The organism is Terribacillus sp. DMT04 (assembly GCF_019056395.1).
Classification (GTDB): Bacteria; Bacillota; Bacilli; order Bacillales; family Amphibacillaceae; genus Terribacillus; species Terribacillus aidingensis_A.
The window spans coordinates 1,900,592-1,913,289 of the sequence record NZ_CP077639.1 but is presented as its reverse complement, the minus strand read 5'-3'; the positions used below and the strand labels follow the sequence as shown (position 1 = coordinate 1,913,289).

At 44.1% G+C, this 12,698-nt stretch carries 12 protein-coding genes; all 12 read left to right on the top strand.

Annotated elements, in window-relative coordinates:
- Nucleotide 1 precedes the first annotated feature (1 nt).
- The 12 genes from KS242_RS10110 (at nucleotide 2) to dxs (ending at nucleotide 12,696) form a co-directional block, all read left to right on the top strand.
- A complete protein-coding gene (locus KS242_RS10110) occupies nucleotides 2–568 on the top strand; it encodes a SpoIIIAH-like family protein (RefSeq protein ID WP_217321251.1) in 567 nt (188 codons plus the stop codon).
- 203 nt (nucleotides 569–771) lie between these two features.
- Complete coding sequence (locus tag KS242_RS10105) at nucleotides 772–2,475, top strand: ABC transporter ATP-binding protein (RefSeq protein ID WP_217321250.1); 1,704 nt, start codon at nucleotides 772–774, stop codon at nucleotides 2,473–2,475.
- The gene (locus KS242_RS10100) at nucleotides 2,469–4,295 is read left to right on the top strand and encodes an ABC transporter ATP-binding protein (RefSeq protein WP_217324121.1); all 1,827 of its coding nucleotides are present in this window, start codon (nucleotides 2,469–2,471) and stop codon (nucleotides 4,293–4,295) included. Before KS242_RS10105 ends, KS242_RS10100 begins: the two co-directional genes overlap by 7 nt.
- 98 nt (nucleotides 4,296–4,393) lie before the next feature.
- Nucleotides 4,394–4,876, top strand: coding sequence for an acetyl-CoA carboxylase biotin carboxyl carrier protein (accB, locus tag KS242_RS10095; RefSeq protein ID WP_217321249.1), 483 nt, complete (start codon nucleotides 4,394–4,396; stop codon nucleotides 4,874–4,876).
- 14 nt (nucleotides 4,877–4,890) lie between these two features.
- On the top strand, nucleotides 4,891–6,240 hold the full coding sequence (accC, locus tag KS242_RS10090; RefSeq protein ID WP_217321248.1) for an acetyl-CoA carboxylase biotin carboxylase subunit: 1,350 nt from the start codon (nucleotides 4,891–4,893) through the stop codon (nucleotides 6,238–6,240).
- A gap of 15 nt (nucleotides 6,241–6,255) precedes the next feature.
- On the top strand, nucleotides 6,256–6,654 hold the full coding sequence (locus KS242_RS10085; RefSeq protein ID WP_371747531.1) for an Asp23/Gls24 family envelope stress response protein: 399 nt from the start codon (nucleotides 6,256–6,258) through the stop codon (nucleotides 6,652–6,654).
- 121 nt (nucleotides 6,655–6,775) lie between these two features.
- Nucleotides 6,776–7,159: a transcription antitermination factor NusB gene (nusB, locus tag KS242_RS10080; RefSeq protein WP_217321246.1), complete on the top strand. Its 384-nt coding sequence runs from the start codon at nucleotides 6,776–6,778 to the stop codon at nucleotides 7,157–7,159.
- Between the two features lie 16 nt (nucleotides 7,160–7,175).
- Entirely contained in the window at nucleotides 7,176–8,036 is an 861-nt protein-coding gene (gene folD, locus KS242_RS10075; protein ID WP_217321245.1) for a bifunctional methylenetetrahydrofolate dehydrogenase/methenyltetrahydrofolate cyclohydrolase FolD, read from the top strand.
- 12 nt (nucleotides 8,037–8,048) lie between these two features.
- A complete protein-coding gene (gene xseA, locus KS242_RS10070) occupies nucleotides 8,049–9,395 on the top strand; it encodes an exodeoxyribonuclease VII large subunit (protein WP_217321244.1) in 1,347 nt (448 codons plus the stop codon).
- Complete coding sequence (locus KS242_RS10065; RefSeq protein WP_077308763.1) at nucleotides 9,388–9,621, top strand: exodeoxyribonuclease VII small subunit; 234 nt, start codon at nucleotides 9,388–9,390, stop codon at nucleotides 9,619–9,621. Before xseA ends, KS242_RS10065 begins: the two co-directional genes overlap by 8 nt.
- Nucleotides 9,622–10,509: a polyprenyl synthetase family protein gene (locus KS242_RS10060; protein ID WP_254391683.1), complete on the top strand. Its 888-nt coding sequence runs from the start codon at nucleotides 9,622–9,624 to the stop codon at nucleotides 10,507–10,509. It begins immediately after the preceding gene.
- Between the two features lie 291 nt (nucleotides 10,510–10,800).
- On the top strand, nucleotides 10,801–12,696 hold the full coding sequence (gene dxs / locus KS242_RS10055; RefSeq protein ID WP_217321243.1) for a 1-deoxy-D-xylulose-5-phosphate synthase: 1,896 nt from the start codon (nucleotides 10,801–10,803) through the stop codon (nucleotides 12,694–12,696).
- The last annotated feature ends 2 nt before the right edge of the window (nucleotides 12,697–12,698 follow it).

Sequence of the window (12,698 nt, the reverse complement as noted above, 5' to 3'; positions counted from 1 at the left end):
GATGTTGAAAAAACAAACAGTGTGGTTATTAACAATGCTGAGCTTGCTAATCGTATTGAGTGTTTATTACATGACTTCACCAAACGGGGATGAGCTTGCTTTTATCAATGACAGTGCAGAAGAAAATGGGACAAGCACCACTTCAGGTGATTCTGGGGAAAAACCTGATACAGGTGAAAAAAGTGAAGCAGATGTAACAACAGAGCCTGCCAATGTGGATGAACTTTTTGCCAGCATCCGAATGGAGACAACGGATCAGCGAAGTGAAGCAAAAACAAGACTCGAAGAAATTGTTGCAAGCTCCTCGACTAGCACAGAAGAAAAGAATGAAGCAGTCAGCCAAATTGAGCTGATGGAACAATTCGCATCAAAAGAATCGATTTTGGAAGAGTCCATTATAGCTGAAAAAGGATTTGAGGAAGTTTTAGTTCGTGCACAAGAAGATCACGTACAAATCACAGTTAAAGCTGACAAACTTTCTGCACAAGAAGCTAACAGCATCATGCAAATGGCTGCAGATGAATTTAGCGGTGCGCAAGTGGATGTGAAGTATATCCCGCAAAAGTAAGCAGGAATGAAATGAATTAGCTGCAGTCCCAAAGACTCGAACAGTATGTGATTCTTTTACTAGAATCTGCATAAGTTCGAGTTTTTTGTGTAATAAAAGCATATCTCACTCAAGAATCTGTTTAGTACGATTTTGTTTAAAGTGGTGGTATGCTAGGGTATGAATAGCAGCAGGTTATACATAAGCAGGGAGAAGGAAAAACAGTGAAAACAGTTTTTAGTTATCTACGGCCTTATTGGCTTCTTATAAGCATATCGTTGTTCTTTATCCTCATCGAACTGTCTGTTGAGCTTCTGCAGCCGTTTTTATTGCAATTGCTTATCGATGATGGAATAACTGCTGGAGATAATCAGCTTGTTATCGAGCTTGGTATGGGGATGGTAGCAATAGCTTTAATCGGCTTTGGAGCAGGCATTGTAAATATATTTCTGGCCGATCATTTGGGCCAAAGCTTTGGCAAAAACTTGCGCGACGAGATGTATAAAAAAATCCAGCAAGCGGAGCTGCAAGAAACACAGCGCTTTGGTACGAGTACGCTTTTGACGAGACTGACGAATGATGTAAATCAAATACAGCTTACACTGGTCATGTTCTTCCGGTTTATGATCAGAGCTCCATTTTTGATTGTTGGCGGAACAATTATGGCTTTTGTTGTGAATGCTCGCCTTGCGCTCATTTTACTGATTGCGATTCCAACACTGCTCGTTTTTCTCCGTTTTATTATGAAAAAAAGTATTCGCTATTTTGGTATTGTCCAGCGAGGCGTAGACCAGGTTAATCACGTGATGCGTGAAAACCTAGCAGGGCTGCGACTTATTCGGATTTTTGTACGGGAAGAACATGAGCAAAAACGTTTTGAAACTGCCAGCAATCAGCTGCGGCAGAATATGCTTCGTGCGTTTCGTTATACGCAGTTGTCCGTACCGCTGCTCACATTAGTCATGAATATAGCCATTCTTATCATTTTATATATCGGGGGTATCCGCCAGCAGACAGATGTTGGGGATATTGTCGCTGTCGTGAATTATGCAACACGAATTACTGGTGCTTTAAGCGTCGTTGGGATGCTGATTACGTTTTACGCAAGAGCAAAAGCATCCACTTCCCGTATTAGCGAAGTTTTGACATTGCAGGCGCAAGAAGAAACCGTTACTGAAAAGCCGCCTTTCCGCGGCGAAATAGCACTTGATCATGTAACATACACGTACCCGAATGGGAAACAGTCGATTATCGATGATTTCACACTTCATATCTGTGCGGGCGAGCGTATTGCCATACTCGGAGAAACGGGTTCTGGTAAATCGACACTTTTGCATTTGCTCATTGGGTTGTTTGAACCAGATCAAGGGCAGGTGCTGGCAGACGGAAAGCCGGTGCGAAGCGAGGATATGAGGAGTCTGCGCCAGCAAATCGGCTTTGTATCACAAGATGTACAGCTCTTTTCCGGAACGATTCGGGAGAATATTGCGTGGGGGATGGAAAATGCCAGCGATGAAGCAATTATTTCTGCTGCCAAAAATGCGCAGCTTTATGAAACGATTGAAAAACTTCCGGATAAGCTGGATACAAAGCTCGGTCAGAATGGCATTAATCTATCTGGCGGGCAGAAACAGCGGTTAACAATTGCCAGAGCACTTGTCTTGCAGCCGTCGCTGCTGCTGCTGGATGATAGTACAAGTGCGCTCGACCTGGACACGGAGCGCAGATTACTTCAGGCATTGAAGCGGTATCATTGTACAACAGTGCTTGTCACACAGAAATTAAGCACTGCCATGCAGTGTGACCGTATTTTGATTGTGGAAGACGGCAAAAAGACCGCATTCGGTACAGCAGATGAATTGATGGAACAATCTGCGCTGTTTCGCGCAATTCAAGCTTCTCAGCAGCAAAGGGAGGCGTCATCATGAAAAATATTTTAGCTGCGTTTCGGTATAAACGACCAACTTACATCGAAAATAAACAAAAACAAAGAGCGAAAGTAGAGAATCCAAAAGCAACACTTCTTCGAATTTGGAAGTATATGCTGCTGGAAAAAAAGCTGCTTCTTGCTACACTTTGTATGATTCTTCTAACCTCTGTTCTGACATTGGTTGGCCCGGTTATTCTGGGCCATATTGTTGATCAGTTTGTCAGCGGAACTTTTACGGTGCGTTATCTTTTGCAGCAATTAGGGTGGCTGCTGCTCTTATATTCAGCTGTAGCAGTGATGACTTTTCTTCAAGGTTATTGGATGATTACCATATCGCAGACAGCCGTTTTCTCTATCCGAAAAGACTTATTCAAACATTTGCAGAAGCTGAAACTAGCTTTCTTTGATAAAAGGCAGCATGGTGAATTGATGAGTCGAATGACAAATGATGTAGATAATATATCAACAACACTCAATACCTCAATGGTGCAGATTGTGTCCAGTATAATTACGTTTGTTGGTATTCTATCTGTTATGCTCGTTCTGAGTCCTGTTTTAACGATTGTGACAGTATTAGTAGTGCCAATTATGTTTGTCGGAATCAAATGGATTACAAACAGGACAAGACACGCTTTCCGCGCGCAGCAGGAGGCAGTTAGCAGCGTGAATGGGTATGCGGAAGAAAGCTTATCCGGACAGGCCGTTATAAAGGCATATGCGCAGGAACAGCAAGTGATTGACAGTTTTAGGAAGAAAACGGAGAACCTTCAGCAGGCCGGCTTTTGGGCGCAGACATTTTCTGGATTTATACCAAAGTGGATGAACATGCTGAATAATATCAGTTTTGCCGTTATTGCCGGTATTGGTGCACTTTTGATTGGATACAACCAAGCGGGAATAACCGTAGGAACGGTCGTCATCTTTTTGGAATATTCCAGGCAGTTTACTCGTCCGTTAAATGAACTCGCTAACCAATTCAATTCGTTGTTCTCAGCCCTTGCTGGTGCGGAACGCGTATTTGGTATTTTAGATGAGCAGGAAGAACATCAGGACGTGTCGAAACAAACAATAACCAAGCTGCAAGGAAATATCAGCTTTAATCATGTCACATTTGCCTATGAAGGTGAACCAGCATTAAGAGATGTTAGCTTTACGATTCGTTCGGGAGAAATGGCCGCATTTGTCGGTCCCACTGGTTCCGGAAAAACGACAATTATGAACTTGATTGCAGGTTTCTATCAGCCAGATAACGGCCAAGTAATCATTGATGGAAAAGAGCTGTCTGCTATTGATTTAAACAGCTACCGTCATCATATTGGCGTGGTGCTGCAGCAGGATTTTCTATTTAAGGGAACGATTATGGAAAACATCCGCTATGGCAAGTTAGAAGCAACAGACGAAGAAGTAATCCAGGCTGCCGAGCAGGCGAATGCCCATCGATTCATCTCCCGGCTGCCGGATGGTTATCAAACACTTATAGGGCAGGATGGCGGCGGTCTCAGTCAAGGTCAGCGTCAGCTCCTTTCCATTGCCAAAGCGCTGCTCCGAGACCCGGATATACTGCTGCTGGACGAGGCGACATCCAGTATTGATACGATTACTGAATTACGAATTCAGCAAGCGATGGAGACATTAATGAGGGGTCGGACCAGTATTGTTGTCGCTCATCGTCTTAATACAATTGAACAAGCTGATACAATTTTTGTACTCGAAGATGGTAAGATTAAAGAACGGGGAAATCACGCACAGCTGCTGCAGGAAAAAGGTTTTTACGCTGCTCTTCAGAACCACAAGGATCAGCCTGCCTCCTCCAGCTAAAAGCGTTAGGTGTTGCGCTTTTTTAGACGTTTGCGTAAAATATGTTAGTGATTAACTTGCAGACTTATCATGAAGGACTATTGTAAAGGAGTGCCAAAATGCTTAAATTAGAAGAATTAAAAGAACTTATTACGTTAATTGACCAATCATCCATAGATGAATTCGATTATGAAACAGAAGGGGAAAAGGTCTCCCTTCGCAAACTGAAAGAAGAAGTTGTGCAGGTGACACAGCAAGCGCCGCAGCAAGTAATGAACGCGCCGCAAGCTCCTGTTGCTCCAGCACAGCAAGAACAGCAGACAGCACCAGCTCCGGTACCGGAAGCAGCTGCTAAAAATTACGATTACGAAATCACATCTTTGATGGTAGGTACATTCTACAGCAAACCGAATCCTGACTCTGAGGACTTTATTAAAGTCGGTGACCGAGTGGAAAAAGAAACGGTTGTATGTATTGTAGAAGCAATGAAACTATTCAATGAAATCACAGCGGATGTAACTGGTGAAATCGTTGAAGTACTTGCAGAGAATGGAGAGCTTGTTGAGTATGGACAACCTCTGTTCAGAGTGAAGGCTAACTAAGGGGTTGACTTGTTTTGATTAAGAAACTACTGATTGCTAACCGTGGAGAAATTGCTGTTCGAATTATTCGTGCCTGTAAGGAAATGGGCATTGAGACAGTGGCGATCTTCTCGGAGGCAGATAGAGAAGCATTACATGTACAGCTGGCTGATGAAGCATTTTGTGTAGGGCCGGCACCTAGTAAAGACAGTTACTTAAACTTTTCCAATATCATTAGCGTGGCGACGTTAACTGGCGTAGATGCAATTCATCCTGGATACGGTTTCTTAGCAGAGAACCCAGATTTTGCAGAGCTTTGTGCAGAATGTAATATTACATTCGTTGGTCCAAGTGCTTATGCTATTAACAAAATGGGGACGAAAGATGTTGCGCGTGAAACGATGCGAGCAGCGGGCGTACCGATTGTGCCAGGATCAAATGGTATTGTAGAAGATGCTGAAGAAGGCAAACAAGTTGCTGAAGAGATTGGCTATCCTGTGATTATTAAGGCAACAGCAGGCGGCGGCGGTAAAGGTATCCGCATTGCTCGTACGGAAGAAGAACTTGTCAAAGGTATAAGTGTTACACAGCAAGAAGCTGCTACAGCTTTCGGTAATCCTGGAGTCTACTTGGAGAAGTACATAGAAGATTTCCGCCACGTAGAGATTCAAGTGCTTGCTGATAACCATGGGAATGCAATTCACTTAGGTGAACGTGATTGTACAATTCAGCGCCGTATGCAGAAACTGATTGAAGAATCACCGTCTCCTGCAGTAACAGAAGATATTCGCGCGAAAATGGGAGAAGCCGCTGTGAAAGCTGCCCTTGCTGTGGATTATTCTGGAGCAGGTACAATTGAATTTATCTTTGATCGCAAAGAGCGTACATTCTACTTCATGGAAATGAATACACGTATTCAAGTAGAGCACCCAGTTACAGAGCTTGTAACAGGAGTGGATTTGATCAAGGAACAAATCCATATTGCAAATAACGAACCGCTTCGCTATGCGCAAGAAGATATTACGTTTGAAGGCTGGGCAATTGAATGCCGTATAAATGCGGAGAATCCTTTCAAGAATTTCATGCCGTCACCAGGTAAGATCGATCTTTATCTTACACCAGGCGGTTATGGCGTTCGTGTAGACGGTGCAGCGTATCCTGGATACTCTATACCGCCATTCTATGACAGTATGGTAGCAAAACTAATTACTTACGGAAAAACAAGAGAAGAAGCCGTCGCTCGAATGAAACGTGCATTAGGCGAGTTTGTGGTGGAAGGTGTACATACAACTATTCCATTCCACTCTCGCATGATGGAGCATCCTGTCTTCGTCGAAGGCGACTTTAACACGAATTTCCTTGAGAATTATACGATTATAGAATAATAAAACCTAAAGGATGTGAGATCTTTGCAAGAACATTCTTTCGTATCAATCGGACATAAGGGTCAGCTTGGAAATGTCATGCTTTCACCTGCAGTTGTCGAGGTGATTGCAAGTATTGCGGCGAGTGAAGTGAAGGGTGTCAGTTCCATGCGCGGAGGATTTGCTACAGGTGTGGCAGAGAAGCTCGGCCGAAAAACGCACGGCAAAGGAATTAAAGTTGAGCTCACAGAACAAGGCGTGCTGATTGATGTCTATGTTGCCGTGAGTGCTGCTAGCAAAATGCCGGAAGTCGCCAAAAAAATCCAGCAGCATATCCGACAAGCATTGGAGACAATGACATCGCTTGCGACGAAAGAGATCAACGTCCATATTGTAGGTATACAACTTGAACAAAAAGCGGACACTGTCGAATAGACTGAAATCGCTGGAAAAGACCTTAGCTGGCTATGCTTAGGTCTTTTCTTTTGTTCAAGGATAGATTTTAAGATATGTGTCATGTTATGATTTGATGAGATGAGTTAAAAGGAGATAGATTATGAAACGACGTATGGCACGTGAAACTGCCTTTCAAGTCCTTTTTCAAATGGACATGAATGATATCCAGCCGGGTGAGGCAGTGGAAAATGTGATGGGAGAGCCGTTAAAAGATGCTTTCCTGACAAATTTAATTAATGGTGTAATCGAGCATCAAACAGAAATCGACACAAAAATCAGCGAACATTTGCAGAATTGGTCATTCGATCGGCTTGCAAGTGTTGAGAAGACAGCATTGCGAATTGCTGTGTATGAGCTAATGCATCATGAAGATGTCCCGCAAGGCGTTGTCATCAATGAAGCAATTGAAGTGACGAATTTATTCGGCGATGAAAAATCCGGGAAATTTGTCAATGGGGTACTATCCAGAATTATTAAAAGCTAAAGGGAGCGGATACATAATGACAGCAGAATTAATCTATGGAAAAGAACTTGCAGCAACGATTCGGAAAGAATTGAAAGAGGACGCGGCAGCACTAAGAGAACAAGATATTCTGCCTCATTTAACCGTGGTTTTAGTTGGAGACGATCCTGCCTCCAGATCTTACGTAAGAGGAAAAGAAAAAGCTTCAGCGGAAATCGGCATTAGTTCTGATCTAATCGAGCTGCCAAGCTCAACGACACAGACAGAGCTATTGGCTTTAATCGAGCGTTTAAATCTTGATGCGAAGGTGAATGGTATCCTTGTTCAGCTGCCGCTTCCAGCACATATTGACGAGCAAGCAGTTATTGACAGCATTGATCCTGAAAAAGATGTGGATGGTTTTCATCCTGCGAATGTTGGAAAGATGATGTTGGGAGAAGATACATACTATCCTTGTACGCCGTACGGAATCATACAGATGTTAAGATCCAAGGATGTTCAAATCGCTGGCAAAACAGCTGTCATCGTTGGCCGCAGCAATATTGTCGGCAAGCCAATTGGCCAGCTGCTTCTGAATGAACATGCAACTGTGATTCATACGCACTCTCGAACACCTGATCTTAGACATTTTACCAAGCAAGCAGACATTCTTATTGTTGCAGTCGGCCGTGAGCATATGATTAAAGCGGAAGATATCAGAGAAGGCGCTATCGTAATTGATGTGGGTGTCAATCGTAATGCAGCAGGCAAGCTGACAGGAGATGTCGACTTTGAAAATGCCAAGGAAGTTGCTTCTATTATTACACCTGTCCCTGGCGGTGTAGGCCCGATGACAATTACAATGCTGATGCTTAACACAATTAAAGCGGCTAGACGTCAAGCAGCTGCAGTCGTATAAGGAGCTCGAAGTATGAGTGATGACCGTTATTTGACCGTAACTGCGCTAACCCGCTACATGAAGCGAAAGCTGGAAACGGACAAGCATTTAAAGGACATTTGGCTGCGTGCTGAGATATCTAACTTTAAGCATCACAGCCGCGGGCATATGTATATGACTTTAAAAGATGATGGTGCTCGCATTCAGTCTGTTATGTTTGCTGGCCAAAATAAAGGACTTAAATTTACTCCAGAAAACGGGATGACCGTGTTAATTCGTGCTGAGATAGGGCTGTATGAACCGCAAGGGCAATATCAGCTGTATATTCAGCATATGGAACCTGATGGGGTAGGGGCATTGTATCAAGCATATGAGCAGCTGAAAGAAAAGCTCGATAAGGAAGGCTTGTTTTCTGCTGTCCATAAAAAGCCTCTGCCTGCTTATCCTGAGCATATTGGAGTTATTACTTCTCCAACAGGTGCGGCGGTTCGAGATATACTAACCACAATCAGACGGCGCTATCCGATAGTAAAAGTGACGGTGCTGCCAGTAGCTGTGCAAGGGGAGCGTTCGGCGCCTTCTCTTGTACAAGCTCTGTCTTACGCGGAAAATCATAACTTCGATGTTCTGATTATAGGCAGAGGCGGCGGTTCGATTGAGGAACTTTGGAGCTTTAACGAGGAGAGCGTAGCACGTGCCATACATAAAGTCAGCATTCCAATCATTTCAGCCGTTGGTCATGAGACAGATTTCACTATTAGTGATTTTGTAGCTGATGTTCGGGCAGCAACACCGACTGGTGCCGCTGAAATGGCAGTGCCAGCTCGTGAGGAGCTGCTGCATCGTTTAACGCAGCTAAAAAACAGAATGCAATATGTTGTACGGCAGTCCTATAGACAAGAAGCAAACAGGCTGGCAAAAATAAAGGCATCGTATGCTTTCCGTTATCCAGAACAAATGCTCAGACAGAAGGAAATCGAACTGGACAAGCTGTCTGATCGATTAAGCAGATCAGGAATAGCAGCAGTATCTGCTGGGAAACAGCGTTTTACCACATTGGCAAATCGGCTCAGTCTCGTTCATCCTGGCAGACAGGCAGAAAGATATAGACAGCAGCTGGATGCTCTTGAGCACCGACTGCGACAAGCAATGGGAAAACAGCATGAGCGTGAACAGCAGAAGTTTGTTCACCAGCTTAATAAGCTTTCTTTACTAAACCCGCTTGAGACAATGAAACGTGGGTATAGTATTTCCTATAAGCAGGATACGCTCTTAAAAAGTGTAGAGCAGGTTACGACAGGCGATGATGTGCAAATCCATCTTGCTGATGGCACGATAGATTGTATCGTCAAGGATGTAAAGGAGGATACAAATGGCTGAGGAGAAAAAACAGAGCTTTGAAGAAGCGATGGAACAACTGGAAGAAATTGTAGGCAAGCTGGAGCAGGGAGATGTGCCGCTTGAGCAAGCGATCGGCTTCTACCAAGAAGGTATGAAATTATCCAAAATCTGCGGTGATAAGCTCGAGCAAGTTGAAAAGCAGATGGTCGAAATTGTGAACAACAGCGGCGAAACGGAGCCTTTCACGGTACAGGAGGAAGAATAAGTGGTTGAATCGTTGCAGGATTACCTTACATCAGAACAGCAGCGTGTGAATAGCTATGTCCTGGAATTGCTCGCAAATGACGCTATGCTTCCACCGTCGCTATCAGAGTCTGTACTTTACAGCATGCGTGCTGGCGGCAAACGTCTGCGTCCAATTTTAATGCAGGCATCGTACGAATCTTTTGGCGGGCAAGGGGAGAAGGCGCTTCCTGTTGCTGCTGCTTTAGAAATGGTACACACTTATTCGTTAATTCACGATGATTTGCCGGCTATGGATAATGATGATTACCGACGCGGACAGCTGACCAATCATAAAAAATTCGGCGAAGCGACTGCTATTCTTGCAGGTGATGCATTGCTTACAAGAAGTTTCTCTGTTATTGGACAAGCAAAGGAATTGCAGCCAGAAGAGAAAGTATACCTTATGACTTATTTGTCGGAAGCCGCTGGTTCTATTGGCATGATTGCTGGTCAGTCATTGGATATGGAAGCGGAGGACAAAGAAAGCACATTGCAGGAATTAGAGCAAATACATAATCTGAAAACGGGCAAGTTATTAACATATGCGATTGTTGCCGGAGCTTATTGTGCTGGCGCTGGGCACGAAACATTGGAGCTGATGAAAAAGTTCGGTAAGTATATTGGCCTCATATTCCAAGTGCAAGATGATATTTTGGATGTGACGGGCGATGCCGCCGTTATAGGCAAGCCTGTCGGCAGTGATGAAGGAAACAACAAAAGCACGTATCCAAAACTGCTTGGACTGGATGGAGCGAAGGCGCAGATGAACAAATACGTTGAGCTGGCACATCAATGTCTGCTGGAAGCGAACATTGAGGCGTCCAGATTGCAGGAGTTGACTGTTTACCTCAGTAAAAGGTCGAGCTGACTGTTATTGATTGTAAGCCGCTAGCATATTGTGATATATTTCTACTAGGAATATAGGACAAAACTGATACGAACGAACATAGAAAACGCCGTTATCACATATGTGCTAGCGGCTTCTTTTTGATAAGCTCCCGTACGGCAAAAAGTGCAGAAATTGTCTGAAATTGAAGTAGGGAAGATAAAAACAGGGTATAGACCTACAGGAATGATTTCTTCATCCGGCGAGAGAAATGCACCTATTTATACTATGCTGTCAGGGCTGATCTGGCCGGTGACAAAAGGGGAAGGTAATATGGATTTAACAGCAATTAAAAATCCGGCATTCTTAAAGGAAATGTCGAATGAAGAGCTTAAGGACCTTGCAGCTTCAATCCGGAAGTTCCTGATTGAGAAGCTGTCAACTACAGGAGGGCATCTCGGAGCGAACCTTGGGGTAGTGGAACTTACGCTCGCATTGCATAAAGCATACAACAGCCCGCAAGATAAATTTATTTGGGATGTAGGACATCAAGCGTATATCCATAAGATCTTAACAGGGAGAACGGCTGACTTTGATACGCTTCGCCAATATAAAGGCATGTGCGGTTTTCCAAAACGAATTGAGAGCGAGCACGATGTTTGGGAAACTGGTCACAGCTCGACGTCGCTTTCTGCTGCAATGGGTATGGCTGCCGCTCGCGACATGATGAACGAAAAGTTTGAAGTGGTGCCGGTTATTGGAGATGGCGCCTTAACAGGTGGTATGGCACTAGAAGCATTAAACAATATTGGTGATGAGAAAAAGAACATCACTGTTATTTTAAATGATAATGAAATGTCAATTGCGAATAATGTTGGTGCGCTGCATCATGTGCTTGGCAGAATGCGCAGTGCCGGTAAATATAATCGAGCAAAAGATGAAATGGAGACATTGCTGAAGCGCATTCCTGCGGTTGGCGGAAAACTCGCAACTGCCGCAGAACGGATGAAGGACAGCATGAAATACTTTATGGTTCCTGGCATGTTCTTTGAGGAACTCGGCTTTACTTATTTTGGACCAGTCGACGGGCACGATCTGCGCGATTTAGAAGAAACAATCAACTACGCAAAGAAAACGAATGGTCCGAAGATTATCCATGTTGTAACGCAAAAAGGAAAAGGGTATCAGCCAGCTGAATTGGACACAACTGACAATTGGCATGGTGTCGGTCCTTACAAAATTGAATCTGGTGAGAAGATTAAAAGCAGCGGAGCAGCTCCGGCGTGGAGTAAAGTTATTAGCGAGGCTGTATTGGAAAAAGCACGAGAAGATAAGCGGATTGCCGTTATCACTCCAGCCATGATTCTCGGATCGAAGCTGGACAACTTTAAGCGTGAAATGCCGGATCGCTTATTTGATGTCGGAATTGCAGAACAGCACGCAACAACAATGGCCGCTGGAATGGCTGCTCAAGGTGTTAAACCTTTCTTGGCTATTTACTCCACTTTCCTGCAGCGGGCATATGACCAGCTGCTGCATGATATAGCGAGACAAAATCTCAATGTATTCGTTGGAATTGACCGAGCTGGCTTTGTTGGAGCAGATGGGGAAACACATCAAGGTGTATATGATATTTCCTTCCTTCGTGCGATGCCGAACTTTACCATTATGATGCCAAAAGACGAAAATGAAGCGCAGCATATGGTGCATACCGCATTAAGTCATGAAGATGGACCGATTGCGTTGCGCTACCCTAGAGGAAATGGCCTTGGTGTCGAGATGGACGAAGAAACGCATATTTTGCCGATTGGAAGCTGGGAAGTGCTGCAAGAAGGAACAGATGCAGTAATTCTAACGTTTGGAACAACCATTCCACTTGCGCAGGAAGCAAGTGCATCATTAGCTGAAGATAATATTTCCGTACGCGTTGTGAATGCACGGTTTATTAAACCGATGGACGAAGCTATGCTGCATGAGATTTTCGCATCTGGCCTACCTGTTTTAACGATTGAAGAAGCTGTCTTAAAAGGCGGATTCGGCAGCGGTGTCATGGAATTTGCCGAAGAACACGGTTATAATACCGCTTCTGTGAGAAGAATGGGAGTACCAGACTATTTTGTAGAGCATGGCAGTGTGCCAGAGCAAATGGCGGAAATTGGTCTTACAAAAGAAGGCGTAACGGACAAAGTGCGCCAAATGATACGATTGAATGAACAGCAAAGGGCTTGAGT